This window comes from Dellaglioa sp. BT-FLS60 (genome assembly GCF_054941065.1).
In genome coordinates this window covers 77,952-104,508 of record NZ_JBSOLI010000033.1, presented here as the reverse complement: position 1 = coordinate 104,508, position 26,557 = coordinate 77,952, and the positions used below count along the sequence as shown (strand labels likewise).

Genomic DNA, 26,557 nt, shown 5'->3' with positions numbered 1-26,557 from the left:
GAGAGCAATTATTGCTTGCAAATATGTAAAGATTACTTTACATCGACGTCAAATTATTGATTTAAAGCCATTTAAAAGGTCATCAAAAAAGCACTGCCACAAAAGGCAGTGCTTTTATAAAATCTATTTATCATCAATTTAAAAATTTACTTCGCATCTTTTTTTTATCTTCTGCATCGTTCGCCAATCCCAATAAATAGCAACTATTGAGATAAGTGTCATTATCGGAACGAGTGGTCGAGCATCACTCCAAAGCATCGCTAAAACAATGCCAAACATCGGTACAATAATAAGATATCGATACATCCCAAATTTAATAAAAACCCAGTTTTGATATGATTTAGGTATAAAACTGTTAATAATCAATACAATGGGTAATAACCACCCTACAATATCATCTCTCATCATAGTTAAACCTCCTAACCTTCATTTCTCCTTTTCAGTATACACGTCTAGTCATAATAGGAGGGGCAACCATTGCTTGCATTCCGCATCTATTGCTTTACATCGACTTCTAAATGGCCATTTTATAGCTGTTTTAAATTGTCACAAATACAGCAACCACAATCATCACAGTCCCAACAATAAAACATCCCCGCATAAATGGTGATATTTTAAGAGGTCGATTCTTTTTACTACCCACACTTCGAACATCTATTTTACGTTCAGCATAATCTTCTTTAGATTCACCTTTGTCTCGACGTTTAAACCAGCCAGCAAACAATTGTGCCTGACTTAAAATGAGAATAACTCCTAATAGAATTAAAATAATTCCTATGTAGAAATAAGCATTCGATATAAACAAGCTATTCCCGCCAGCACGAATCCAAACAATCGCGATAATTGCAACAAGTCCACTTATTAAAAGTGACACATTTCTTTTGATCTGATTCATATCAGTTAGCTCCTTGCTCACTTTTAATTTTAACTTAGATTATACTACACTGATTTTATTTTTAATAATCATGATCTAATAATTTTTGTGATGCTAGTGTAGGACCCAAATCATATTCATATACATCTCGATAAACGCGTATTAATTTTTTTAATCTGAAATTTATGTTTTCACTATCAAAAGATTCTAAATCTACATTTTGAGCATCAAGCTCATCTTTATAATTTATATTTTAGCACATCGCTAACGCTTTAATGACTTTTTATTAAAATTATGAACATCAGCGCATTCATCCCTGCCAACTCACAATTTCTAGTTCACTTATGCCTTCAAATCCGTTATAATTTAAAAGGCAAGTTAAACAAATTAAAGGAGACTCATCAAACATGTTAAAGGAATTTAGAGATTTTATCACTCGTGGGAATGTGATGGATTTAGCAGTCGCTGTTATTATTGGTGGCGCATTTACAACAATCGTTAAATCTTTCACAACTAACATCATCAGCCCTATCATTGCACTTGTTGTCGGTAAGGTTGATTTGTCAGGAATTGTACTCACAATCGGTGATACAACTTTCAAAATCGGACAATTTTTAGACGATGTCATCAACTTTGTAATCATTGCATTTGTTATTTTCATGCTACTCAAAGGAATCACAGCGCTCAGAAATGCAACCAGCAAATCTAGCCAAGAAGATGAAAATTTAGAGGTCTCATTAACACCTACAGAAGAATATTTAAAAGATATTCGGAACTTATTAGCTGAAAGAAATAGTGACTTGCCTCGAGAAGCATCTAAAAAGATTGAAGAAAAAATCGCCAAAGAAGATTAAATAAATAATTGCTAACAATGGCTTAATTTCGGTGTTTAATCGAAATTAAGCTTTTTATTATATGACGAATGATACACATTTTTCTCTTTTACATCACAATTTCTTCACAACTGATTGTTATTATATATTCATACCTTAAATAATAACTTTTAAAACTTAATTTGTTTCCCCGAATAGATTAAGTTAACAAATAAGTCATTTCTCCCCGGAAATAACTTATCCTACCCTTTTTCCGTCAGTCTCCCCGGACTGGCGGTTTTTTTGTGAAAAAATAGTCAACGCCTTTCAATTAGGCGTTAACTATTTATCTTTTAATTCTTCTAATCGTTTCTGTATACGATCATATGTTGCGATATTTTTTTGCGCATCTTCACGAGCTTTGTTGACTGACTTATTTATTGAAAGATATAATTTAATCAGTGCAAAAATGAAAACAAAGATTAATAGCATGTTTCCTATCAATAATGCGCTATATGAAAATAAAATGTCATCGTAACTCATATTAGTTACCAGCCTCTCTATCCAAATCATCTAATAACTCAATAATTTTGTGCTTTTTATTTTTCATTTCTTTATTTAATTTAACCATTTTTTGTGTTTCTTTCCTTATTTGAACACTAAATACTAAACAGCTAATAATAAATAAAATAAATACTACCCAAAATAGGTTTTCTAGAATCATGATGTTCTCCTTTCAAATAATAATTATTTTATCACAACAAGTAATTAATAAATTACTTTTGTTTTTTCTTTTTTACGTCACAATTTCTTCACAACTGATTGTTATTATATATTCATACCTTAAATAACAACTTTTAAATTTTAATTTGTTTCCCCGAACAAATTAAGTTAATAAATAAGTCATTTCTCCCCTGGAATTACTTATTCTACTCCTTTTTCCGTCAGTCTCCCCGGACTGGCGGTTTTTTTGTCATCAAATTCCATATTAAAAGACTATTATTACCTATCGTACTTGATTAATTTAGCCATTTTATGCTAGGATGATTACTGTTATAGGTTAGTTCCCGATAGGATTCACTGTCATGTGACGTGAAGATACCTCGTAACCGCAAAATAAGAACATGAAAATTGTTCTAAAATTAATGGGGGAATTAAAGATGTCAGAAAGACACTTATTTACATCAGAATCAGTTTCAGAAGGCCATCCAGATAAAATTGCAGATCAAATTAGTGATGCCATTTTGGATGCCATTTTAACACAAGATCCAGAAGCACGTGTCGCTTGTGAAACTTCAGTAACGACCGGTTTAGTACTGGTCTTCGGTGAAATTTCTACGACCGCCTATGTTGATATTCAACATGTCGTTCGTGAAACCATTAAAGAAATTGGCTATACGAATGCCAAATATGGCTTCGATGGTGATACTTGTGCCGTATTAGTCGCATTAGATGAACAATCACCTGATATTGCTCAAGGTGTTGACGATGCTATTGAACGCCGCGAAGGTGGTGTTGATCCACTTGACCAAATTGGCGCCGGTGACCAAGGTTTAATGTTTGGTTACGCCGTTGATGAAACACCTGAATTGATGCCATTAGCCAGTTCATTAAGCCATAAATTAATGCAACGTATGGCTCATTTACGCAAATCTGGGGAATTAGCTTATCTCCGTCCAGATGCCAAAGCTGAAATTACTATTGAATATAATGAAAACAACATTCCTGATCGTATTGATACTGTTGTTATTAGTACACAACATGATCCAGATGTTTCATTAGAACAAATTCGAAAAGACGTTATCGAACACGTTATTAACGACGTTATTCCTGCGAAGTACCTAGATGATCAAACAAAGTATTTCATTAACCCAACTGGCCGCTTTGTTATTGGTGGGCCACAAGGAGATGCTGGCTTAACGGGACGTAAAATAATTGTGGATACTTATGGTGGGGCTGCTCATCATGGTGGTGGGGCTTTCTCAGGTAAGGATGCAACGAAAGTTGATCGTTCTGCTAGTTACGCCGCTAGATATATTGCCAAAAATATTGTTGCAGCTGGCTACGCTTCTAAAGTCGAAGTTCAGTTAGCCTACGCAATTGGTGTGGCCAAACCTGTCTCAATTTCAGTTGATACATTTGGAACTGGCAACGTTAAAGAATCAGATTTAACCGCTGCAATCCGCAAGGTATTTGATTTACGACCTGCTGGTATTATCCAAATGTTAGATTTAAAACGACCTATCTACAAACAAACTGCTGCATACGGTCATTTTGGTCGAACAGATATTGATTTACCTTGGGAACATTTAGACAAAATTGATGCATTAAAAGCAGAATTAGGCTAAACTCAAGCCACTAACTTAATAAATTTAAAGCTCAGTTATTTGAAATCCTACAAATAACTGAGCTTTTTTATACCATTTAAATCCACAAAAAAACAGTACAAATTTAATTGTACTGCCCTTTTATCTTAACTATTTAGTTTCATACATGTAATCACGAGTCATTGGTAATGTCTGTCCTGAAGTTCCTTTAGTCATTAAGAACTGCATAACATCAATATTTCCAGATTCAAATGACGCTGCACAAGCTTGTAGATATAGGTCCCACATGCGTGTAAATCGAACACCTTCTAGTTCTTCAACTTTATCTCGTTGTGCCAAAAAGTTTTGACTCCAAAGTTCCAAAGTACGTTGATAATGACGACGTAGCGTTTCAACATCAAACAGTTGCATATCATTACTAATAATATTTGTAACCATTTCATTTAATCCAGGTACATAGCCACCTGGGAATATATATTTATTAATCCAACCATTGTTTGCGCCACCTTGTTGACGTGTAATTCCATGAATTAAGGCAACCCCATCATCAGTTAAATAACGGTTAATATCTTTGAAATATTCCCCAAGGTTTTCTGCGCCAACATGTTCAAACATACCAACTGAAGTAATATAATCCCACTGTTCATTACCAAGTTCACGGTAATCAACTAATCGTACATCAGCCACGTTCTGTAAGCCTTCATCTTTGATTCGTTGATTAACTAAATCATATTGTTCCTGACTTAGCGTTACACCAGTCACCTTAAGCCCATATTTTTGAGCGCCTCGTAACATCAGTGTTCCCCAACCACAGCCAATATCTAATAACCGTTTACCAGGTTGTGGGTTAAGTTTAGTAATTATATGATCGACCTTGTCAATTTGTGCTTGTTCTAGATTATCATAGTTACCGTTAGTGAAGTAAGCACAAGAATAAGTTAAGGTGTCATCAAGCCATAATTTGTAAAAATCGTTTCCGACATCATAATGACTTTGAACATCATCTTTACTATCTTTTTCTGAATGACCTTGTTTTGGTAAGAACTTAATGAATTTTGAATTATGGAAAAAGCTTCCCGCATTCTCATAAGCCGACTTGATTAACAGTTGAATACTACCATCTATTTCTATTTTTCCATCCATGTAAGCTTCACCCAATGCAATCGAAGCATTACGCGTAATCTCTTTTACAGGGATAGCCTCATGAAGTGTAATCGTTACTTGTGGTTCGCCTTCACCATATACGTCACTGGTTCCATCCCAATAAACCACTTTAACTGGAATATTAAAGGTTTTGCTTAAAAATGTTTTATAAAATGTTTTTGTTAGCATGTCATTAGGTCCTTTCCAAATTTCCGAATTATCTTGATTATTATACGCCATTTTTAATTTTGATGCATATGTTAAGTTCACATAAAAAAGGTTAGACAACTTTCGTCATCTAACCTACTATAATCGGGTTTAAGCTATATCCACTAATACTATTTAACGAAGGGCCAGTAAAAACTTTTATTAAATACCAACTTTAATTTTTCATCGTTATTATATCAATTTTAGTACAATTTTTTAAAATTAAATGACTATAAATTCATATTTTTTTCATACCTTATTAAAAATATTAAAAAACCTGTGGCCACATAATATCTTAGTAGATAAGGAACATTTTCTACTAAGACACCACCATATCCACACAAGATACAAAGTGTCATAGCTATTTTTATCATAAACCATTTAATTGGTTTATCTTTTATTGTTTCCAAGAAAACAGAGATTCTTTTTTTCATCATATTATCCCCTTCTCAGATATAATCTAATACCCCTCTTAAAACATTTTTATTGTAACCTTGATTATTTTACCCGTCAATAATTTAGTGTTGTTAAAATATAGCTACTTCAAATGTCTAAAAATCCATACAAAAAAAGTTAGACAACTGACGTCATCTAACTTCCTAAAATCTATTTTTCGTTGTGGAAACGATTTTTAAATAATGGACTAACTGGTTTGTTTTCATGAATTCTCGTGATTGCATCCCCAATTAATTGACCCACTGAAATTTGAACTAACTTATCAATCTTTTTATCTTCAGGTAATCGAATTGAATCGGTTACGATGAATTGTTTAATTGGTGATTTGGCAATTCTTTCAACAGCTGGACCTGATAAAACAGGGTGAGTTGCACTTGCGTACACTTCAGTTGCACCTGCATCCATCAAAGCTTGCGCAGCAAGCGTGATTGTTCCGGCTGTATCAACCATATCATCGATCAAGATACAACGTTTACCTTCAACAGTTCCAATGATGTTCATGACTTCAGCAACATTGGCTTTAGGGCGACGTTTATCGATGATTGCGATTGGTGCCTTCAAGAATTCTGCTAATTTACGAGCACGTGTTACACCACCATGATCAGGTGACACAACAACAGCATCTTTATCTAATCCTTCAGTTAAGAAGTAATCAGCCAATAAAGGTGCACCCATCAAATGATCAACTGGAATATCGAAGAATCCTTGAATTTGAGCAGCATGTAAATCAAGGGCTAAAATTCTTGTTGCGCCAGCTTTTTCTAACATGTCAGCAACTAATTTTGCTGTAATTGGTTCACGTGAGCGTGCTTTACGATCTTGGCGAGCATAACCGTAATAAGGAATCACGACATTAATTGACTTAGCACTTGCACGACGCAAAGCATCAATCATGATTAATAATTCCATAATATTGTCATTAACCGGATCAGACGTTGATTGAACAATGTAAACATGGTCTCCACGAATACTTTCTTCAATATTAATTCTGATTTCACCATCACTAAAGCGATCTACAGAGGTTTTACCTAATTTAACACCAACAGCATCAGCAATTTTTTCAGCCAATGGTTTATTCGAGTTCAAAGCAAAAATTTTCAACTTTGGATCAAAATAATGTTCTGACATATGTGCCTCCAGTTATTTAATTTTCCCTACTTAAAATTTTAAATATTAATCAAGTAAATTGCAAGTTAAAATCCGATAAGAATTCGCTTACTAATCAATTTCTGGTGCTTGAGCAACTGGTAATTTATCAAAATAACCTTTTTTATTCACTTGGCGACCACGAGCAATACCTAAATCATGTGACTCAACATCATCTGTAATAGTTGAACCAGCCGCAATAAATGCGTGATTTCCTACTTCAAGTGGGGCAACCAAGTTAGAGCCACTACCGATAAATGAATGATCACCTATATTGGTATGGTGCTTGTTAACACCATCATAGTTAACGAAGACAACGCCACAACCAACATTAATATCTTTGCCCAAAGTTGCATCCCCAACGTAAGTTAAATGACCAACCTTTGTACTCTTACCAATAGAAGCGTTTTTAATTTCCACAAAATTACCAATATGAACAGCTTCACCAATGTGTGCATCAGGACGTAAATGACTGTATGGTCCAATGTTACTTTGTGTGTCCATTTCAGAATCTTCAAGGTATGAATCCGTAACAGTTACATTATCATGAATGATACTATTGATAATTTCAGAATGGGCCCCAATGAAACAATCTTCGCCAATCACTGTGTTGCCTTTTAAGTAAACGCCTGGTTCAATCACTGTATCTGACCCAATTTTAACATTATATTCAATGTATGTATTCTCAGGATCAACCAAGGTTACCCCATTACGCATATGTTTTTCATTAATACGACGTTGCATGACCTTAGTAGCAGCAGATAAAGCCACTCGATCATTAACACCCATTGATTCAGAGAAATCTTTCATCCGGTAAGCTGCGACAATTTTACCTTGTTTTTTGAGGATTTCCATCACATCAGTTAAATAATATTCGCCTTGAGCGTTATCATTTGTCACTTCGTGTAAAGCAGCAAATAACGTCTTGTTATCAAAACAGTAAACACCCGTATTGATTTCTTGAACGTTTGCTTCTTGGATAGTAGCATCCTTTTGTTCAACAATTTTTTCGACAATCCCAATGTCATTACGGATAATTCGACCATAACCCGTTGGATCTTCTGCTTGTGCTGTTAGAACAGTAGCAGCAGCACCTTTTTCTTTATGATATTCAAACAATTCGCCAAATGTTTTGGCAGTCAATAATGGGGTATCACCATTAGCAATAATGGTCATCCCTTCTTTATCTTTTAAAATTTTCTCTGCTTGAAGGACCGCATGACCCGTTCCTAATTGTTCTGCTTGAAGTGCATATTCTGAGCGATCACCTAAAGTTTCTTCAACTTGTTCAGCACCATGTCCCACAATTGTGACAACTTCATCCATATTATTTGCTTCAATTTCCGATAAAACGTGGTCAACCATTGGCCGTCCAGCAATCGGATGTAACACTTTATATAGTTTAGATTTCATTCTTGTACCCTTACCGGCAGCAAGAATAATTGCATATTTAGCAACTGTCATTAGATAGTCTCCTCCAATTTATATTCTTCTCTAATAATAGCTTAGTCACGCATGTGTTGCAAGATTAGCTGGCATGCCAAATAGCTTAAATTAAGATACATTTGTTCACTATTTATGAAAAAATGGTAGTTAATTATTAAAGATAGTTGTTATATTAGGTGGAAGTTCAAAAATTGACTGATCCACTATTTTTAAATTCATTATTCAGATGTAAAAATATTCAATCACTATTTTACGTTTATCCAACTTAACCATTAATAAATTGATAATATGTACCTTTTTTTGCGATTAATGCTTCATGTGATCCCGCTTCGATAATACGACCATTTTCCATAACGATGACATTATTTGTCTTTCTCGCAATCGATAACCGATGGGCAATAAAAATAATAGTCTTATCGGTTAATGCTATTAAATGTTCAACTAACCGACTTTCAGTAATCGCATCTAAGCCACTTGTTGATTCATCAAAAATTAGCACTTCTGCGGGTGATAATATGGCTCTGGCTATCGTTAATCGTTGTTTTTGACCACCGGATAAAGTATTTCCCTCTTCATCCAGTAACGTTTCAAATTGTAAAGGCATTTTTTCAATATCATACTTAATTTCAGCAATTTCACAGGCTTTAACGATGTCTTCTAGAACGATATTAGCCCGATTTCCAAGCCTTAAATTATCTAGAATAGTTCCTGAAAAAAGATAAGGATTTTGAGGAATATAATTAATAAATTTACGAAGAATTTTCTTATCAATAGTCTTAATATTATGTTGATTTATTGTAATTTCCCCTTCTACAGGCTGAAAAAAATCCACCAATAATTTAACAAGCGTTGATTTTCCTGATCCACTCATACCAACAATTGTTAACTTTTCGCCAGGTTGAATTGCTAAATTGATTTGTTCGAGGACGTTTTCGCCATACCCATAACAATAACTGACATTTTTAATCTCAATTAATCCCATTAGTTGTTCAGACTTCTTAATTAGCCGATTTTCAGTAAACTCTGAATTAACTAAATAAACTTCATTCAGTCGATTGTTGGCTACTTTAGCACTTTGCACCTTAGGTTGTAGATTAATAATATTTTGTAAAGGATTCACAAAATAAGCTAATAAAGCATTATAAGTCATCAGCTGACCAATAGATAGTCGACTATGGATAACCATAATTGCCCCAACCCAAAGAATAATTAAGTCTAAACTAAGTTGAATAAAAAATTTAATAGTTTGCTGTAAAATGTCTATTTTAACGTAGTTAAAATTTTTTTTGAGATAATCAATAAACGCATTATCAATTTTTTGGTATCGTTCATTTTCGCTGCTGAGCGCTTTAATCGTTTCAATCCCATGAAGGTCTTCAATGATTAATGAGTTCAACAACGCATTACTTTGCATTTCTTTTTGATTTAACTTTTCAAATGGCTTAACAAAAATAGTAATTACAGCAATATAAACAGGAATAACCATTAAAGTAATCCAAAATAGGGTACTATTTTGAACCACCAAAATAATTCCCATAATCATAACAATAGTAACATCTAAACAGATTGAAATAATAGAACTTGCAAGTGCATCAATAATCTTATTTGCATCATTAAATCGTGAAATAATTTCACCAATTTTACGTGTCGCGAAAAAAGACATAGGTAATTCAAAGACATGCCTTAAGTAACTTAAAATAATTTCAATCGATAGCCGTTGTCTAAGAATCGCTAATAAAAAGTTTTGGATATATGTAAACATTGATTGAAAGCCGTAAAAAACAAGTAGTCCTAGCGAAACAATCGCTAAGGTGCTTTGCATATTGTTGGGGATATAAGTATCAATTACAGTTTGAAGAAAATAAGAACCCAAAATACTAATAACCATAATTAATAAAGCAGCTATAGAAATATTAATCACTAATTTTTTCTGCTTTAACAAAACAGGAATAAATGACAATAATGAAATCTTTTTAGTTTCTTTAACAGGTTTATACGTTGTCTTTGGCGAAATAAATAGTACAACTCCTGTCCATTCAGATGCAAACTCTTCTTTACTAAGTTTTGTAACCCCAACCGTTGGATTGGGGTCAGCAATTAACAATTTATCGCGTTCTACACTTAATACAACATAATAGTGAAGTAATTCTCCATTTTTTAAAACATGAGCAATAAAAGGAAACGGTACATTTTTCACATCAAATAGACTCATGTCAGCTTGAACTGCTTTAGTTTCAAAGCCTAAGTCTTCAGCAGTTTTCATTAGACCTAGAGCTGAAGTACCCTCTAGATCCGTTTTAGCTTTTTGACGCAAATAAGCTAGCGAATAAGAAGAAGCATAATATTTAAGAATCATCGACAGAGCCGCTACTCCACAATCCATTTCATCAACTTGTGCAACATAAGTATTTTTATAAGATAACATTAACATCCTCTTTAAGTTGTTTTTATATTTTTTTTAAGATTATTACGCTTTTAATAGGCTTTTTATCTTATTTGCCTTTCCTCTAGAAAATTGCCTGAATAAATCAGCTCCAAAATAAATTTCACGTGATTTAAAGTTAATTTCGGTCATATTTTTTAAATTCACTAAACAATTGCGATTGATACGAAATAACATTGGCTGTTTTTCTTCTAAATCGTTTAAGTTACCGTAAAATTCATATCTTCCATTTTTTGTATTTAAAAAAACACGATGTGGTAAATTTGACGGTTCGATAAAATAGATGTCTTGCCTATCAATCGAAAAGGTTTGTGAGCCAATTGAAAAAGTAAATGCTCGTTGTTGACTATCTCTTGTGGCATCAATTCTTTGTCGTGCAAGCGTCAATAATTCAACAACTTCTGCACGATAATCATCTAATGGTTGGTCTTTCAAAATAAACCCTAATGTTTCAACACGACGTTGAACCGTCAAAGGAATCATTTCATCGTGTGTTGTCACAAAAATAATTTTAGCCTGTACATCACTTTCGCGAATTTTCTCAGCTAAATCAATCCCATCTATTGAATTTTCTAAATCAATATCTAAAAAATAAATGCCTTGTTTTGGATTAAATTTTTCTAGATATTCAATTACTTCAGTAGGCCCCTGCGTTTTTAATTGGATTTTAAATAAATCATTATGAAAAAGAATATAATTTTGTACAATTATCTCTAGTTGATTCAATTGTACAATTTGATCCTCACAAAGAACAATTGGATAAGCCAACACTATACCTCCACTATTTTATTAGAATGACTTGAGTAGAAAATAATAAATTTTCCCGTTGATATTGCACAAATATATTGGGATATTTTTGATTAAAGTCTTGAATCGTGTTTAAGCCGAGGCCTAAATGCCCTTCTTTTGTAGATAAGCCTTTATTTTGTAACTTATCTATTGAGATATTTGAATTTTTGTAAGTATTCTTAATTAAAAATTCTATTTGCGAATCGTCCTGATAAACCATTAAATTAATTACCTTATCGGTACTTTCTGTTGCTGCTTCTATCGCATTGTCTAGTAAAATTCCTAATATTCGAACACAATCAAATGTTGGAATAGGTACGTTATCTACCGGGGTCGAACATTCGAAATGACATTGTATCTTTAATTCTCTTGCTTGATGAAATTTTGCAATTAAGAGACTTTTTATAAAACTATTGTGAATATTATAAAACGCTTTATAATCAAACTCATCCTTAGAGAGATACGTGTCTGAATAATGTTCAAGTTCTTCAATTTGTTCGACTATTTTAAAGTCCTGTCCGGAGCTAACTGACTCTCTAAAGCTAAGCAATAAATTCTTGTAATCGTGTCTAAATTTAGCTATCTTTTGTTGCTTTTTTTCTAATTCTTCTGTATATGTTTTTAAATTATCTAATTCTTGTCTTTCTATTTGAGCTTCATATTTTTCTTTTTGCTTATTGAGGATTCGTAAAAACAAAAAAAATACAAACCCAGTTTGGATAATTAAAAAAATTATAATGCCAATGACAAAATGGTCATAAGCCGCATAGTAATGAGCCGCATAAGTTATTAATAACGTGACGAGAAACAAATATATTAACAAAAATACTGATGATTCAGAACTAAATTTTTTTATAAATTGATACATATGCATTTTTTGATAAAAAAAGTAAAAAAGCCCGATTAAGGCTATTTTTATACCGATTTGTATAAAAATTTCAAAAAAACCGACTATGTGATCATTAGAAATTACTGAAACCATTACAGTTGAGCTGACGATATCAACAATATATAGAACTAGCATACACACTATTAAGCTACTTAAAAGGTAATAATCCTTTTCATGTTTTCGCTTTAAAAAAATATAGCCGAATACAATTAGAATAATATCTGAGAAACTACTGTACAATCCTACAAAAAAAGTGATTGGTAAAAAAATAAGCGTAAATAATATCCGGTTCTTTTTTGTTCCCTGCTTATTCAGCATAAAAAATAGCACATAAAATAAAACAATATCTATGAAAAATCTTAATATGTATGCTTTTGTATCTATTGTTAGCAACAGCAACACCTCCTTTTTAAAAAGTATACCAAATTAGAGAGTTATTTCAGAAAATTTTAGCATTTTTTAAATAACGATATAACACATCGTCCAATGTTCTTAGCTGATTCACCAAAATCTGCGGACTTTTTTCCCCCTTTAATCAACTTCAACTCATTTTTTGTTAATTGTTTTTTTTGAATATCTTTTAATTCCATTATTGAGTTCCTTCTTTCTTTTATTGTATTTAGTATGTCATATTTTTATTCTTATTTAAAAATCATTCCTCAATGGTAATTTTAATATATTATAAGGTTCAAGAATCTTTTCACTACCGTTTAAGAAGACTTTATCCATAATCAAATCATTTATGTTAAATTTCATTTGTACCAAAAATAAAGTAGTAACAAAGGAGAGATTTAGGTATGAAGAATGTAAAAGAATTAAGTATTATTGAACTAAAAGAAATTAAGGGAGGAAAATATTATGGTAACGGTGTCAGCTGTACAAAACATTCTTGTAGCGTAAACTGGGGACAAGCCGGAACTTGCGGTATTACTCACTTGGCTAATGGTGGCCATGGAAAATGTTAATACAAAAAAGGCAAGCAGAAATGTTTGCTTTTTTTTCTAAGTAATTTATAAAATTGGAGGTAATTTATTTATGTCAACTGATTCTAAGAATGAACAAAAAGTAGCAAAAAAATATATTTATGACTTAATTTCTACTTTAAAATTACGCCAAAATCAATCACCAGAACTTCTAGATATCATTGATGTCTTGTCACAAGTTTATAAAAAATTAGATTCGGCCAAAAATCCACCCGCACTAATTAATAGACTTGTTAACTATATACGCAGTATCAGCATTAAAGGTAAAATTCATTTCCCATCAAATGAAGAAAGTTTAATCATAGAATTAGGTGTTATTGGTCAAAAAGCTGGCTTAAATGGTTTATATATGGCTGATTTTTCTGATAAATCACAGTTTTATAGTTATCTCGAAAAAATGCCTAATCGAAATTAAATTTATCAACCATCTAGCAATTATATAAATAAATCAAAGAAGAGATGCTTTCATGAAAAAATATTTAGCTTTTTTACTTGGCGTAGCTAGCCTACTAACTTTGTTTACAGTATACACATCCGTAAATGCTCAAATAATTCCACGGAAAACAGTTTCTACTCAAATATCTCCAATAAATGACGGGGTAACTGAAGAACAATATGAAAAAAATATTACTGGAGTTACACCAATTTCTTTAAACCAATATCTTCAAAAAGTTTCAAATGGAGATAAATTTATATCTTATATTGGTTTCAAATCTTGTCCACACTGCCGACGATTGTCACCCATTCTTAAAGAATTCATCCAAAAAGCTAATCAACCAATATACTATCTTGACTATGGACAAACTGGAACATTTACAACTGCAACAAAAACTATGATAAATAATTTTTATAATAGTTTTAATCAACCTTTTGAATTTGCTGGTACGCCTACTGTCGCTCTTTACAACAAAGGTAAACTAATTTCGATGACAGTTGGCGATGACACTACATTAAATGATTTAACCTTGTTACTAAATGATTCTAATTCAAATAATTAAACTTAATCTATCTATGCTTAAAATTATAATTAGTCTATTTTTAAAAGAATACCTTTATCTTTTAAGTTGAAAATCCATGAATATAAATATTAGACCAAACTTTAATATCGAAGCTATTTTCAGGTAATCAACTAAAGCATGTTTTCGATGTTCTATCGGATTCATGCTTTTTAATTTGGGCTATAAAAATACCTTGTCATGATTAGACTTTATTGTCCAATCATGACAAGGCACTGGTAGTACTTACTAATAACTTTACTTCTTAAACGTTTTTGATAAATAATTGCCTTCACTAACATGAATCGTTTTATCTGTATGATTAATTTTATCAACTTTCAATAATGAACTGTAATCATCAACGATTCGATCACCATTAAAGGAACCTTCAGCGAAGACAGAAATGCCGACTAAGTTAGCTTCGAATTCTTCAATCAAACTCTTCATTCCGTTAACCGTGCCGCCACCCTTCATGAAATCATCAACGATTAACACATTAGCACCACGTTTTAAGCTACGTTTTGAGAGTTCCATTTTTTCGATTCGTTCACTTGACCCAGACACATAGTTCACACTAACAGTTGAGCCTTCAGTGATTTTTGAATCACGACGCACAATGACAAATGGGACATTCAAGAATGTTGAAACACTTTGTGCAATCGGTACCCCTTTAGTTGCAACCGTCATAACAGCATCAATTTTTTGGTCTAAATACTCCGTTGCGATTAAACGACCCACTTGACGTAAGACATCAGGACGACCAAGTAAATCAGATAAATAGACATAGCCACCTGGTAATAAGCGGTCTTTTTCTGACAATGCTTCCGTCATTGATTCGATAAATTCACGTGCTTCTGCTTCATCAATAGATGGAATAAAACGGGCACCACCAGCAGCACCAGGAATTGTTTCCAAAATTCCTGTTCCTCGTTCTTTAACAGTACGTTTTACAATTGCGAGATCTTCACTAATTGATGATTTAGCTGATTCATAACGTTTTGAGAAATATGTCAAAGAAACCAACGTATGTGGTCTTTCTAGTAAATAACGGGTCATATCAATTAATCGATCGCTTCTTCTTGTTTTCATTTATATCAGGCCTTTCTTTTTTAAACATCTCTAGTATTCGAGCGTGTTTTCAATTATAACCTGTTTTACCGAAGATTAACAGTAAAAAGCCAAAAAAAGTTTATCAAAGTTCGTCTTTTAATGATTTTTTAATAAAAAAACAAGCTATTTTTTAAACTAGCTTGTTGATTGTTAATATTCGGTTTTATTTTTGTTTATCAACTCGTAATTTAACCGAGATTAATTTAACAAAACTACAAATAATAAAAATGGCAATAAACAATAGCGTAATTGTTGCTCCAGGCGGTGTATTGAATTGGTATGAGGACATCAAGCCGCCCACCATCCCAATAATACCGACGATCACACCAATTAAAATAACTAGGTTAAAACTACGACCCAAACGCATCGCAATTGCGGCTGGTAAAATCATGATTGCGGAAACCAGTAATGCCCCCGCAATTGGCATCATAATCGCAATTGTGACCCCTGTAACCGCGTTAAAAATGATTGACATCAATCTAACGGGTAACCCTTCAGCAAAAGCTGTTTCTTCATCAAATGTTAGCACGTACATTGGTTTTTTGAATAGTAAGAAAAGAACTAAAATTAAAACCGTTAAAACAGCTAAAATAATGACTTGTGCCGAACTAATTGTGACAATGGACCCGAATAAATATTGTTGCACGCTCATTGAACTTGCACCTTGATTTAAGCTCATCAAAACTAACGCAATTGATAATCCAGCGGACATCATAATGGCGATTGAAACTTCTGAATAGGTCCGATATAGGTTACTCAAAAATTCAATTAAGACCGACGCAATCAGTACAACAACTAAGGTCGTCACTGTCGGATTAATATTAACAAACAATCCCAATGCAACCCCAGCCAATGAAACATGTGACAGCGTATCTGCTAAAAGCGACTGTCTTCTTAAAACTAAGAATAAACCGAGTAACGGCGTGATAACTGCCATCAATAATGAAGCAATTAAAGCTCGCTGCATGAATCCATAGAGAAACATCTCCATTGTGAGTCCTCCTTTCTAACCAACTTAATGTGGCGATCAATATAGTCTGAAACATCTTCATGATCATGCGTAATCATCAAAATACCTTTATGATGCGTATGTGCTTCGTGTTGTAATAATTCATAGAAATCATGACGAGATTGTTCATCCATCCCTGTCGTCGGCTCATCTAAAATGAATAAATCAGGATCTGCCGCAAAGATACGAGCTAAACAAACACGTTGTTTTTGACCACCAGATAATTCACCAATTTTATGGTTTCTGAAGTTCCACATATTGACCGTTTCAAGTGCTTTTTTGATATGCTTACGATCATTTTTAGTTAGCCGTTTTAACCAGCGATTCTGTTGATAACGACCCGATGAGACCAATTCATAGACGGTTGATGGAAAGCCCGCATTAAAAGATGATATTTCCTGTGGAATATAACCAACGCGCATTTTTTTATCTTCTAAATTAGTTTTAGAAATTTCAGCAGTTCCTTTTGCAGGATGTAATAACCCAAGGACATTTCTGATTAAGGTTGATTTTGCTGCACCATTTTCACCAGTTAAAATAACAAATTCACCTGAATCAATGTGGAAGTTGATATCTTGTAACACGGGTTCTTCATCATAATAGAAAGTAAGGTCTTTGACTTCAATATATTTCATCTGTTCTCCTTATTTAACAACCGTTTTTAACGATTTTAAATTGTCTTGCATGACTGAAAGGTAAGTTTCTCCACTTGCAATTTGAGCTTTTGATAGCCCCTCAATTGGATTTAACCCTTTGACCTTAATATCAGTCTCTTTCGCCAACATATTCGCAATTTTACTTGAGTCATTGGCTTCAGTAAAGATTGTATCAACCTTATACTTTTTAATATACGTTTGTAATTCCGCTAAACGACTTGGGCTAGGTTCTTCATCAGACGAAATCCCGGCAATTGCGACCTGCGTCAGCCCATATTGTTTTGCTAAATAAGCAAATGCCGCATGTTGGGTAACAAACGTTTTATTCTTAGCCTTTTTTAAAGTTGTTTCATATTCATGATTCAACACTGTTAATTTTTTCAAATAACTATTTGTTCGTTTTGTATAGTAGCTTTTATGCTTAGGGTCTTGTTCAATCAACTCTTTTGAAATATTTCTAACCATTTCTTTGGCGTTCACAGGATCCAGCCAAATATGGGGATCATAGTTACTAGTTGATTCAAATGAGCTAGCCTCTTCTTTATTAGCTAATTCAGCATCTTCACTTTTTAGTTCGGTATTCTCATCAATCATCTTAATTGAATGACTGGCATTTAAAACGTTAGTCTGTTTTTCATCAATACTTGATTTCAAACTCTTGACCCACGTTTCCATGTTATTACTGCTATAGATAAAAACATCTGACTTTGAAATTTTGCCGATATCCTTCGCGCTAGGTTCATAATCATGTGGCTCTGTGCCAGCAGGCATCAACATTGTAACGTCTGCTTTATCACCAGCAACTGCTTTAGTAAATTCATATATGGGGTAAAATGTCGTAATAACCTGTAGCTTACTAGACTCTTTTTTAGTTGCTGTTTGCCCACACCCGGCCAATACAACGACTAATAGCATGAGCAATAAGCCCGCTAAAACCGATTTTTTATTCATGATTTCTCCCTCATTTTTCAAATCGTAATCTAAATAGTAATCAATACCATTACCAACAAGCATTAGAATATCATTTTAGACGAGGTTACGTCAACTTTTAATCTGCCTTAACTATCGGTTAACTAAGGTTTGACAGGTTAAGTTCGTTCGTTAAATTTTTGTGAATACTGAAACAATAGAATAGTAACCGTTTACAACGTCTGTTAATTAACAAAACAAAAAAGGGTACCACTTTATCAGCGATACCCTTTTAAAAACTAATTATTTTTTAATTTCAACGTATGCTACGTCAAACATTTTAGCAAGATCAACAACTTGTTGTTCCTTCACGTTCATTGAAATAACAGTATGATGACCACCACCATTTTCAATCCATGAGTGAACGCCTTCTTTAAAGGTTGGTTCTGGAATCCATAGTTGACGAGCTACTGGCAAGTTAGGTGCTTCAACTTCTGGTTTTTGACCTTCAACAGCATTAATTAATAGCTTGTATTCAGTACCAAAATCAGACATTGAAACAACAACACCTTTACCATTTGAACCATCAAAGATCAAACGAGCTGGATCTTCGCGGTCACCAATATCTAATGGATGTACTTCCACACGTGGTTTTGTTGAAGCTAATGTAGGATCAACTTCTAACATATGTGAACCAAGAGTAACTTCATGGCCTGCACGTAAATCATATGTGTAATCTTCCATAAATCCAGTTACTTTATTATGTGAAAGAACTTTCATCAAACGATCAATTGCAGCCGTCTTCCAGTCACCTTCACCAGCAAAACCATAACCTTCAGCGTTCAAACGTTGAACAGCCATACCTGGTAATTGTTTCATACCCCAAAGATCTTCGAAGTTAGATGTGAATGCTGTGTAGCCGCCACGTTCTAAGAAACGACGTAAGGCAATTTCAATTTTAATTTGTTCTTTAACATGTTCTTCGTAGAAAGCAGGATCATTGTCGCCAACAACCATATCGTACATGCCTTCACATTCTTTGTATGTTGCGTTAATCTCAGCGTCTGTTACTTCTTTCATTTCGGCAACTAAATCACCAATACCAAAGTAATCAACAGTCCAGCCAAATTTGATTTGTGCTTCAACTTTATCACCATCTGTAACGGCAACATTACGCATGTTATCACCAAAACGAGCAACTTTAATGTTAAAGCTTTCGCCATAAGCAACAGCAACGTCCATCCAGTCAGCAATTTGTGATTGAACTTCTGCATCTTTCCAGTATCCAACAACCACTTTATTGTGTTTTTGAAGACGTGCATTGATAAAGCCGTATTCACGGTCTCCATGAGCACTTTGGTTTGTATTCATGTAATTCATATCAATTGTTGACCAAGGAATATTTTCACCAAATTGTGTTGCTAAATGTAGTAATGGTTTTTGTAATAATTTTGTTCCGCGAATCCAGTTTTTAGCTGGAGAGAACGTATGCATCCAAGTAATCACACCAGCAACTTTATCTTCAAAGTTAGCTTCTTTCATAATTTGAGTAATGACTTCAGCAGTTGTAGCGACTTCTTTAAAAACAATTTTGTATGGAAGTGATCCATTAGCATTTAAGTTCTCGATAATTTTTTCTGCATCACTTTGGACAACATCTAAAACATCTTGACCGTATAAACCTTGACTACCAACAACGAACCAGAATTCTTTTTCGCTAACTTTTAACATAATATAATTTCTCCTAATAGTTTTCTATTTTAAAGACCACGTTCTAGTGTTTAATTTGACCGTAATAAGCATTTTTACCATGTTTTCTTAAGAAATGTTTATCCAATAAGTATTGAGGCATGTCAATTGCATGTGGATTTAATTGCAATGTATGATAAGTCATTTTTGCAACTTCTTCCAAAACAACTGCATTATGAACAGCGTCTAAAGCTGATGATCCCCATGTAAATGGGCCATGATCATTAACTAAGACAGCTGGAATTTGGTCAGGATCAAGATGACGTTTTTTAAATGTTTCAACAATCACATCACCCGTTTGTTTTTCATATTCTGTAACAACTTCAGCTTCGTTCATAATACGACTTGCTGGAACTGAGCCGTAGAATGTATCAGCATGCGTTGTGCCAGCAGCTGGAATATCCAACCCTGCTTGTGCAAATGAAACAGCCCAAGGTGAATGTGTATGAACAACACCTTTAATATTAGGGAAATTGTTGTATAGAATACGATGTGTTTCCGTATCGCTTGAAGGATTCATATCTCCTTCAATTTTTTTACCTTCTAAATCAACAACGACCATGTCTTCTGGTTTTAAATCATCATAATCAACACCAGACGGTTTAATAACGAATAACCCTTTTTCACGATCAATTCCACTCACGTTACCCCATGTAAAGGTAATTAAGTTGTACTTAGGTAACAGCATGTTAGCATCGTACACTTCTTGTTTTAACTTTTCTAACATAATACTAGTTCCTCTTTTCTTCCTTAATTGTTTTTATTGCTTCTGACTCAACTGACAAGCCAGCTTCATACCTAGATATAAATTTGTTGTAGCCTTCAACACCTTTGGGTTCTGGGCTTAATGTCATGCTTTCTGGATCTACGAAAACTTCTTGATCTAAAAAGTCTTCTAAGCTTTGACCATTATTATTTCTCTTAGCAAAAATTGCTAAGACTGCCATTCCCCAAGGGCCACCTTCACCGGCTGTACTCATAACAGTAATTGGAATGTTCAGCGTATTGGCTAGTACTTGTTGACCAATAACAGCTGTTTTCAAAATACCACCTTGAGCAATCATAACGTCGGTTTGGATATGTTCTTCTTGGCTTAAAATATCCATTCCAATTTTTAGTGGCGCAAATGCCGCATATAATTGTGTTTGAATAAAGTTAGGTAACGTAAAGTTACTATTAGGTGTTCTTACAAACAATGGACGACCTTCAGACATGTGCGTGATGTTTTCACCTGATAAATAACTGTAATTAATCAAGCCACCCGCATCAGCATCAGCATGAGTTGATTCCAAGAATAAGCGTTCATACAACTGATCAGGCGTTAACTGAACACCTAACTTCGCTGCAAATTCGCCAAAGATAGAAGCCCAAGCGTTAATATCTGACGAGCTATTATTCACATGAACCATCGCAACTGGTGCACCACTTGGTGTTGTCACAATATCGATGTCCTTGTAAACTTTTTTCATTGGTTGATCTAAAACAGTCATAGAAAAGGCAGATGTCCCTACTGAAATATTACCTGTTCTTTTACGAACACTGTTTGTCCCAACCATTCCTGTACCAGCGTCTCCTTCAGGTGGTGCCATCAAGCTACCACTTTCAAGTTTACCGCTAGCATCAAGTAATTTAGCCCCTTCGTCTGTTAATGATCCGGCATTCTCGCCAGCTCTTAAAACAGTTGGTAAGATGTCTTTAACATTCCAATCATACCCAGCAACTTTTTTAATTTCACTGAATTTATTTAGCATATCAGCATCATAAGTCCCTGTTTTTTCATCAATTGGGAAAATACCTGAGGCATCCCCAATTCCAATGACTTTTTTACCAGATAACTTGTAATGAACATAACTTGATAACGTTTCTAAATGAGAAATATCATTTACGTGTGCTTCATCATTTAAAATAGCTTGATATAAATGCGCAATACTCCAGCGTTGAGGAATATTAAAATTCAACAATTCTGTTAGTTCATCAGCTGATTGTTCTGTATTATTATTGCGCCATGTTCTGAATGGCACTAATAAATCATCCTTTTCTGAAAAAACAAGGTATCCATGCATCATGGCACTAACGCCAATTGAATCAATTTTTGTTAATGGTTCATGATATTTACTTTGAACATTTGCTGCCATTTGTCTGTAACTTGTTTGAATACCAAGCCAAACTTGTTCAAGCGAATAAGTCCAAAGACCATCCTCCAATTGGTTTTCCCAGTTAAAACTCCCTGTCGCAATTGTCTTGAAGTCATCCGTCACTAAAACCGCTTTTATCCGTGTTGATCCTAATTCAATTCCAAGTGATACTTGACCTTTTTTAATTGCTTGAATTGTTTTTACTAAATCCATGTCAATTACTCTCCTAACTTATATGTTACTTATATTTTATATGTCTTTTTTCTTTAATGAATACCTTGTAATTCGGTATTTTAATAGCGTACTAATGTAGGTTAGATTCGTTTAAGAAAAAACATTTCTTAAACCGCTTACATTATCAACAAAACTATTTTCTCATATTCATCCGAATAAATCAACTTTTTATTTATTCATTCGGATGAATAAATAAAATATAAAAAATAAGTCACCTAATTATCAGGCAACTTATTGATTTCGTTTTTGAACACTTTCTCGGCTAATCAGCTTAGCGTCGTAGACAACCGACTCAACTTTTGTATTTTTATTTTTAATCATTTTCAGCAGCATCGTAGCCACTTGACGGCCCATCTTTTCTTTTGGGTGCCTAATTGTTGTCAATTTTGGTGACATGTATTTTGATAATTGATAATCATCAAATCCAATAATAGAAACATCCTCTGGAATTTTCATATTCATTGATTTCACAATATCCATCAATTTAATAGCCAACTGATCATTGTAACAAATAATTGCCGTTGGCCTATCGGAACGGTGTAGTATTTTTTCGATTTTTTGATAAATATTTTGTAAAGGGTCTGTCGATTGATACATCAATATCTCACTTTGATATGAGATTGCAGCATGCCCCATGTAAGCCTGAACAAATCCGTTCATTCGTAATAATCCTTGTTTATCATCGACTTTAAAAACGCCTAGTATCTTTTCATGCCCATTCTCTATTAAATATTCAGTTCCCATTTGACTACCCTTAAAATCATTTAATTCCAGATACGGAATATCAATATCATCATAATGTGCATTAATAAATAAGGTTGGTATTTTAAGTTCTAATATTTTTTCATATAAATCTTTATTTTTATTAATAAGCGCACTCTGAGTTGGCTCAATAATCAACCCCGACAAGTCCATTTCTAACATTTTCAAGAGACTTGTTCTCTCTTTATCCGGAGTATCTAAAGTGTTACTCAAAATAATTGTGTACCCCTCTTCAGAAATAACACGATCAATGCCTGTGATAATACTTGGAAAAATATAGTCTGCAATATGGGTTGTCACAACCCCAATCATTTTATTATTTTGTGTCGCTTTTTTCCCCGTATGCCAATCATTAACAAAGATACCGCCACCTTGAATTCGATAGACGTATCCCGCATTTTCTAAGTCTCCAATTGCTTTTCTCACTGTATATCGACTAACTGAATACACAGACATCAATTCTGATTCCGTCATCAGTTTATCATTAATATCATATTCACCCGCTATGATTTTATCTTTAATTTCACGATAAACATGCTCGTACTTGTTTTCCATATCTTCCACCACCTGTTTATCATTATTTTACCATATCAATTAGCGCAACACCGACAATATACTAACTCTTTTTCATGATTTAATAAAAATTAAGTCTTAAAAACATTTATTTATACGAATAAATAAAGTTGTTGACATTCGTCCGTATAAGTTTTATATTTTATTTGTGAAAACGTTTACAAATAAATATCAGGAGGAGATATTATTATGCATTTAAAAGTTTCTAACACATCTACAGGGATTATATTAAACAAAAATGTTCAAGGCCAGTTTTCCGAACATTTAGGCCGAGGGATTTACGAAGGATTATGGGTTGGAAAAGATAGTTCCATTCCTAACAGAAATGGTATTAGAAAAGATGTTGTTGATGCATTAAAAAATATTCAAGTTCCCATTTTACGTTGGCCAGGTGGATTATTCGCTGACGAATATGATTGGAAAGACGGTGTTGGGGATTCTAAAAAACGTCGATTAATTGTTAATAACTGGTGGGGTGGTACTACTGAAGATAATTCATTTGGAACGCATGAATTTATGGAATTATGCGAACAAATTGGTTGTGATCCATATATTAATGCTAACGTTGGCTCTGGTACGATTAAAAATATGGCCGATTGGATTGAATATATGACAGCAAATGAGGGCTCATCATTCTCAAACTTAAGAGCTAAAAATGGTCACCCAGAACCTTGGTCATTGAAATATCTGGGTATTGGTAATGAAAATTGGGGTTGTGGTGGTAATATGCGTCCTGAATATTACTCTGATTTATACAAACAATTTCAAACGTTTGTTCGAGACAATCAAAAAGAACCATTTAAGAAAGTTGCATGTGGACCCAATGTAGATGATTTCCATTGGACAGATGTTGTTATGAAAGAATCAGCTCCATTTATGGATGCTCTAAGTCTTCACTTTTATGCTACAACAGGTATTGTTTGGGAAGATAAGGGTGATGCTGTTAATTTCGAAGAAAAAGAATGGAATTCATTATTATACAATGCACGACGGATGGATTATCTTATTACACAACATTCAAGAATCATGGATAGATATGATCCAAATAAACGTGTTGAATTGGTTGTTGATGAATGGGGAAATTGGTTTGAAGCAGAAGAAGGATCCGTTCCTGGACATCTCTATCAACAAAATACCATGTTAGATGCTATTGTTGTTGCATTAACAATGAATATTTTTTATAAACATGCAGATAGAGTAAAAATGGCAAATATCGCTCAAATGGTTAATGTTTTACAAGCAATGGTTTTGACAAAAAATGATCAAATGATTCTCACACCTACTTACTATGCATTCGATTTATACAAGCACCATCAAGATGCTGAATTAATCGAATCATACCATGATCTTGGTGATGATATTACTTACACTATCTCACAAAAGGATAATGAATATATTATCTCTGCTACTAACATGAGTGCTGGCGAAGATCATGAAGTAGATATAGAGTTGGCAGGCGTACTAGGTGACATTAGTTTCTCAAATTGGTTACATTCTAATAAAATGAATGCTCATAATACATTTGATAATCCAGATTCAATCCAATTATCAGAATATAAAGATTATTCTTTAAAAAATAATACATTATCTATTCCCTTACCAAAAATGTCTATTGTGACTATTAAAGTTCCTTTTAAATAAGCTAATAAATTAAGGAGAATATTAATTATGAATACAGTAAAAAAAGAATCAAAACATTTTTGGGGATTTGCGGGAGCTCATTTTTCATTTTTCTTAATATGGGCATTAAATGGTAATTTAACTATGTGGTTAGGGCAAGTTGCCCATCTGAATGGTGTTGAAATAGGATTAGTATTTACTTGGATGTCAGCTATTTCATTAGCATTTCAACCAGTATTTGGAATAATTTCCGATAAATTACAATTCAAAAAGACACTATTAATAGCTATTTCTTCTGTTGGTATATTTATTGGTCCATTTATACAATGGCTATTTTTACCACTATTACATCAATCAGTTTTATTGGGAACTATAATCGCTGCAACGCTTTTTGCTTTTGTTTTATCTGCAGGTGTAGCTGTTATTGAACAATATATCGAACGTGCATCAATTGCTAATCATTTTGAATATGGTCACTCTCGTCTAGGAGGCTCTCTAGCTGGAGTTGTTGCAGCACTTGTTGGATCAAGAATGTTTGTTTGGAATCCATATTCAGTTTTCTGGGCAGAATCTGTAATTGCGCTTATTTTAACGCTGTTATATATTTTTTCAACTAAAGTTAATATAGATACCGACAATTCAGATGCTGCTACCACACCAAAAGACAAAATTAGTAAGGCAGATGTTTTTGCTATTTTGAAATCTGTAAATTTCTGGATGCTCTCAATTTTCTTTGTTGGGGCTGCTGCAATTTATGATGTATTTAATCAACAATTCATTTTTTATTTTGAAACATTTTTCAAATCAAATGCCGATGCAATCGTTATGTTAGCAAATATGAGTTCTATTGCTACCGGAATTGAACTAGTTTTAATGATCCCAATGCCTTTCATTATTAAAAAAATAGGTCCAAAAAACGGATTAATTTTATTTGCTGCAATTACTATCATCCGAATTTTCGGATCATCAATGGCAACAAATTGGTATGAATTAGCTGGATTAATCTTGCTATCTGGATTAGAAATGCCTTTACTTTTGATTAGTGTCATGGAATATATCAATGAAGCATTTGACGGTAAAGTTTATGCAACAGTTTATGCTTTAGCATTTAACTTTGCTAAACAAGCATCTTTAGCTATTTTTTCTATGATAGCTGGAAGTTCATACGATACTATTGGATTCAAGCACACTTATATTTGGTTCGCAGCTTTAGTGCTGATTATAACTATACTTACTTTCTTTATATTAGAAAATACTAGAAAACCAGGATATGAAATTAAAAAACTTTAA

27 protein-coding genes and 1 riboswitch are annotated in these 26,557 nt (G+C 33.4%); of the genes, 7 read left to right on the top strand and 20 right to left on the bottom strand.

Annotated features, from left to right (window positions below; all coding sequences use genetic code 11):
* Positions 1-138: 138 nt before the first annotated feature.
* Positions 139-408 (bottom strand): hypothetical protein, encoded by a 270-nt coding sequence (locus tag ACVQ8P_RS05430; protein WP_462298054.1) that lies wholly within the window; start codon positions 406-408, stop codon positions 139-141.
* 130 nt (positions 409-538) lie between these two features.
* The gene (locus ACVQ8P_RS05425; protein ID WP_462298052.1) at positions 539-895 is read right to left on the bottom strand and encodes a DUF3899 domain-containing protein; all 357 of its coding nucleotides are present in this window, start codon (positions 893-895) and stop codon (positions 539-541) included.
* 386 nt (positions 896-1,281) lie between these two features.
* Here ACVQ8P_RS05425 and mscL point away from each other — a divergent pair, with 386 nt between their 5' ends.
* On the top strand, positions 1,282-1,728 hold the full coding sequence (gene mscL, locus ACVQ8P_RS05420; protein WP_462298051.1) for a large conductance mechanosensitive channel protein MscL: 447 nt from the start codon (positions 1,282-1,284) through the stop codon (positions 1,726-1,728).
* Between the two features lie 300 nt (positions 1,729-2,028).
* Here mscL and ACVQ8P_RS05415 read toward each other — a convergent pair whose 3' ends face one another.
* Both ACVQ8P_RS05415 and ACVQ8P_RS05410 read right to left on the bottom strand, forming a co-directional pair.
* The gene (locus ACVQ8P_RS05415) at positions 2,029-2,229 is read right to left on the bottom strand and encodes a hypothetical protein (protein WP_462298049.1); all 201 of its coding nucleotides are present in this window, start codon (positions 2,227-2,229) and stop codon (positions 2,029-2,031) included.
* A 1-nt stretch (position 2,230) separates the two neighbouring features.
* Positions 2,231-2,410, bottom strand: a complete 180-nt coding sequence (locus ACVQ8P_RS05410) for a hypothetical protein (RefSeq protein WP_462298048.1) — start codon at positions 2,408-2,410, stop codon at positions 2,231-2,233.
* 324 nt (positions 2,411-2,734) lie between these two features.
* Positions 2,735-2,849: riboswitch (SMK box riboswitch) on the top strand.
* Between ACVQ8P_RS05410 and metK the strand changes: the two genes are divergently transcribed.
* Positions 2,847-4,034, top strand: a complete 1,188-nt coding sequence (metK, locus tag ACVQ8P_RS05405; protein WP_462298047.1) for a methionine adenosyltransferase — start codon at positions 2,847-2,849, stop codon at positions 4,032-4,034. It overlaps the preceding riboswitch by 3 nt.
* Positions 4,035-4,163: 129 nt before the next feature.
* Here the strand turns inward: metK and ACVQ8P_RS05400 are convergent, their stop codons facing one another.
* The 8 genes from ACVQ8P_RS05400 to ACVQ8P_RS05365 form a co-directional block, all read right to left on the bottom strand.
* Positions 4,164-5,345, bottom strand: coding sequence for a class I SAM-dependent methyltransferase (locus ACVQ8P_RS05400; protein ID WP_462298088.1), 1,182 nt, complete (start codon positions 5,343-5,345; stop codon positions 4,164-4,166).
* A 248-nt stretch (positions 5,346-5,593) separates the two neighbouring features.
* A complete protein-coding gene (locus ACVQ8P_RS05395; protein ID WP_462298046.1) occupies positions 5,594-5,797 on the bottom strand; it encodes a hypothetical protein in 204 nt (67 codons plus the stop codon).
* A gap of 172 nt (positions 5,798-5,969) precedes the next feature.
* Complete coding sequence (locus ACVQ8P_RS05390) at positions 5,970-6,947, bottom strand: ribose-phosphate diphosphokinase (protein WP_462298044.1); 978 nt, start codon at positions 6,945-6,947, stop codon at positions 5,970-5,972.
* Positions 6,948-7,037: 90 nt separating this feature from the next.
* A complete protein-coding gene (gene glmU / locus ACVQ8P_RS05385; protein ID WP_462298043.1) occupies positions 7,038-8,429 on the bottom strand; it encodes a bifunctional UDP-N-acetylglucosamine diphosphorylase/glucosamine-1-phosphate N-acetyltransferase GlmU in 1,392 nt (463 codons plus the stop codon).
* Between the two features lie 247 nt (positions 8,430-8,676).
* Positions 8,677-10,842: a peptide cleavage/export ABC transporter gene (locus tag ACVQ8P_RS05380; protein WP_462298041.1), complete on the bottom strand. Its 2,166-nt coding sequence runs from the start codon at positions 10,840-10,842 to the stop codon at positions 8,677-8,679.
* A 36-nt stretch (positions 10,843-10,878) separates the two neighbouring features.
* A complete protein-coding gene (locus tag ACVQ8P_RS05375; RefSeq protein ID WP_462298039.1) occupies positions 10,879-11,622 on the bottom strand; it encodes a response regulator transcription factor in 744 nt (247 codons plus the stop codon).
* A gap of 13 nt (positions 11,623-11,635) precedes the next feature.
* The gene (locus tag ACVQ8P_RS05370; protein WP_462298037.1) at positions 11,636-12,925 is read right to left on the bottom strand and encodes a sensor histidine kinase; all 1,290 of its coding nucleotides are present in this window, start codon (positions 12,923-12,925) and stop codon (positions 11,636-11,638) included.
* A 56-nt stretch (positions 12,926-12,981) separates the two neighbouring features.
* Entirely contained in the window at positions 12,982-13,122 is a 141-nt protein-coding gene (locus ACVQ8P_RS05365) for an EntF family bacteriocin induction factor (protein ID WP_462298035.1), read from the bottom strand.
* Positions 13,123-13,329: 207 nt separating this feature from the next.
* Between ACVQ8P_RS05365 and ACVQ8P_RS05360 the strand changes: the two genes are divergently transcribed.
* The 3 genes from ACVQ8P_RS05360 (at position 13,330) to ACVQ8P_RS05350 (ending at position 14,513) form a co-directional block, all read left to right on the top strand.
* Positions 13,330-13,497 carry a leucocin A/sakacin P family class II bacteriocin gene (locus ACVQ8P_RS05360; protein ID WP_462298033.1) on the top strand — a complete coding sequence of 56 codons (168 nt, stop codon included), beginning with the start codon at positions 13,330-13,332 and terminating at the stop codon, positions 13,495-13,497.
* 70 nt (positions 13,498-13,567) lie between these two features.
* Positions 13,568-13,930 (top strand): bacteriocin immunity protein, encoded by a 363-nt coding sequence (locus tag ACVQ8P_RS05355; RefSeq protein WP_462298031.1) that lies wholly within the window; start codon positions 13,568-13,570, stop codon positions 13,928-13,930.
* Between the two features lie 52 nt (positions 13,931-13,982).
* Positions 13,983-14,513: a PedC/BrcD family bacteriocin maturation disulfide isomerase gene (locus ACVQ8P_RS05350; RefSeq protein ID WP_462298030.1), complete on the top strand. Its 531-nt coding sequence runs from the start codon at positions 13,983-13,985 to the stop codon at positions 14,511-14,513.
* 255 nt (positions 14,514-14,768) lie between these two features.
* On the opposite strand, the gene purR is transcribed toward ACVQ8P_RS05350, so the two are convergent.
* From purR to ACVQ8P_RS05310, 8 genes are all read right to left on the bottom strand, one after another.
* Positions 14,769-15,599 (bottom strand): pur operon repressor, encoded by an 831-nt coding sequence (purR, locus tag ACVQ8P_RS05345; RefSeq protein WP_462298029.1) that lies wholly within the window; start codon positions 15,597-15,599, stop codon positions 14,769-14,771.
* A 184-nt stretch (positions 15,600-15,783) separates the two neighbouring features.
* Positions 15,784-16,611, bottom strand: coding sequence for a metal ABC transporter permease (locus ACVQ8P_RS05340; protein ID WP_462298026.1), 828 nt, complete (start codon positions 16,609-16,611; stop codon positions 15,784-15,786).
* The gene (locus ACVQ8P_RS05335) at positions 16,572-17,264 is read right to left on the bottom strand and encodes a metal ABC transporter ATP-binding protein (RefSeq protein ID WP_462298025.1); all 693 of its coding nucleotides are present in this window, start codon (positions 17,262-17,264) and stop codon (positions 16,572-16,574) included. The genes ACVQ8P_RS05340 and ACVQ8P_RS05335 overlap by 40 nt, the downstream gene beginning before the upstream one ends.
* A 9-nt stretch (positions 17,265-17,273) precedes the next feature.
* Complete coding sequence (locus ACVQ8P_RS05330; protein WP_462298024.1) at positions 17,274-18,299, bottom strand: metal ABC transporter substrate-binding protein; 1,026 nt, start codon at positions 18,297-18,299, stop codon at positions 17,274-17,276.
* Between the two features lie 198 nt (positions 18,300-18,497).
* Entirely contained in the window at positions 18,498-19,925 is a 1,428-nt protein-coding gene (gene araA, locus ACVQ8P_RS05325; RefSeq protein WP_462298022.1) for an L-arabinose isomerase, read from the bottom strand.
* Positions 19,926-19,968: 43 nt separating this feature from the next.
* Positions 19,969-20,670: an L-ribulose-5-phosphate 4-epimerase gene (locus tag ACVQ8P_RS05320; RefSeq protein WP_462298021.1), complete on the bottom strand. Its 702-nt coding sequence runs from the start codon at positions 20,668-20,670 to the stop codon at positions 19,969-19,971.
* A 4-nt stretch (positions 20,671-20,674) separates the two neighbouring features.
* Positions 20,675-22,291, bottom strand: a complete 1,617-nt coding sequence (locus ACVQ8P_RS05315; RefSeq protein ID WP_462298019.1) for a xylulokinase — start codon at positions 22,289-22,291, stop codon at positions 20,675-20,677.
* 252 nt (positions 22,292-22,543) lie between these two features.
* Positions 22,544-23,629, bottom strand: a complete 1,086-nt coding sequence (locus ACVQ8P_RS05310; protein ID WP_462298017.1) for a substrate-binding domain-containing protein — start codon at positions 23,627-23,629, stop codon at positions 22,544-22,546.
* 207 nt (positions 23,630-23,836) lie between these two features.
* Here ACVQ8P_RS05310 and ACVQ8P_RS05305 point away from each other — a divergent pair, with 207 nt between their 5' ends.
* Complete coding sequence (locus ACVQ8P_RS05305) at positions 23,837-25,288, top strand: alpha-N-arabinofuranosidase (RefSeq protein ID WP_462298015.1); 1,452 nt, start codon at positions 23,837-23,839, stop codon at positions 25,286-25,288.
* Between the two features lie 27 nt (positions 25,289-25,315).
* Entirely contained in the window at positions 25,316-26,557 is a 1,242-nt protein-coding gene (locus ACVQ8P_RS05300; protein ID WP_462298013.1) for an oligosaccharide MFS transporter, read from the top strand.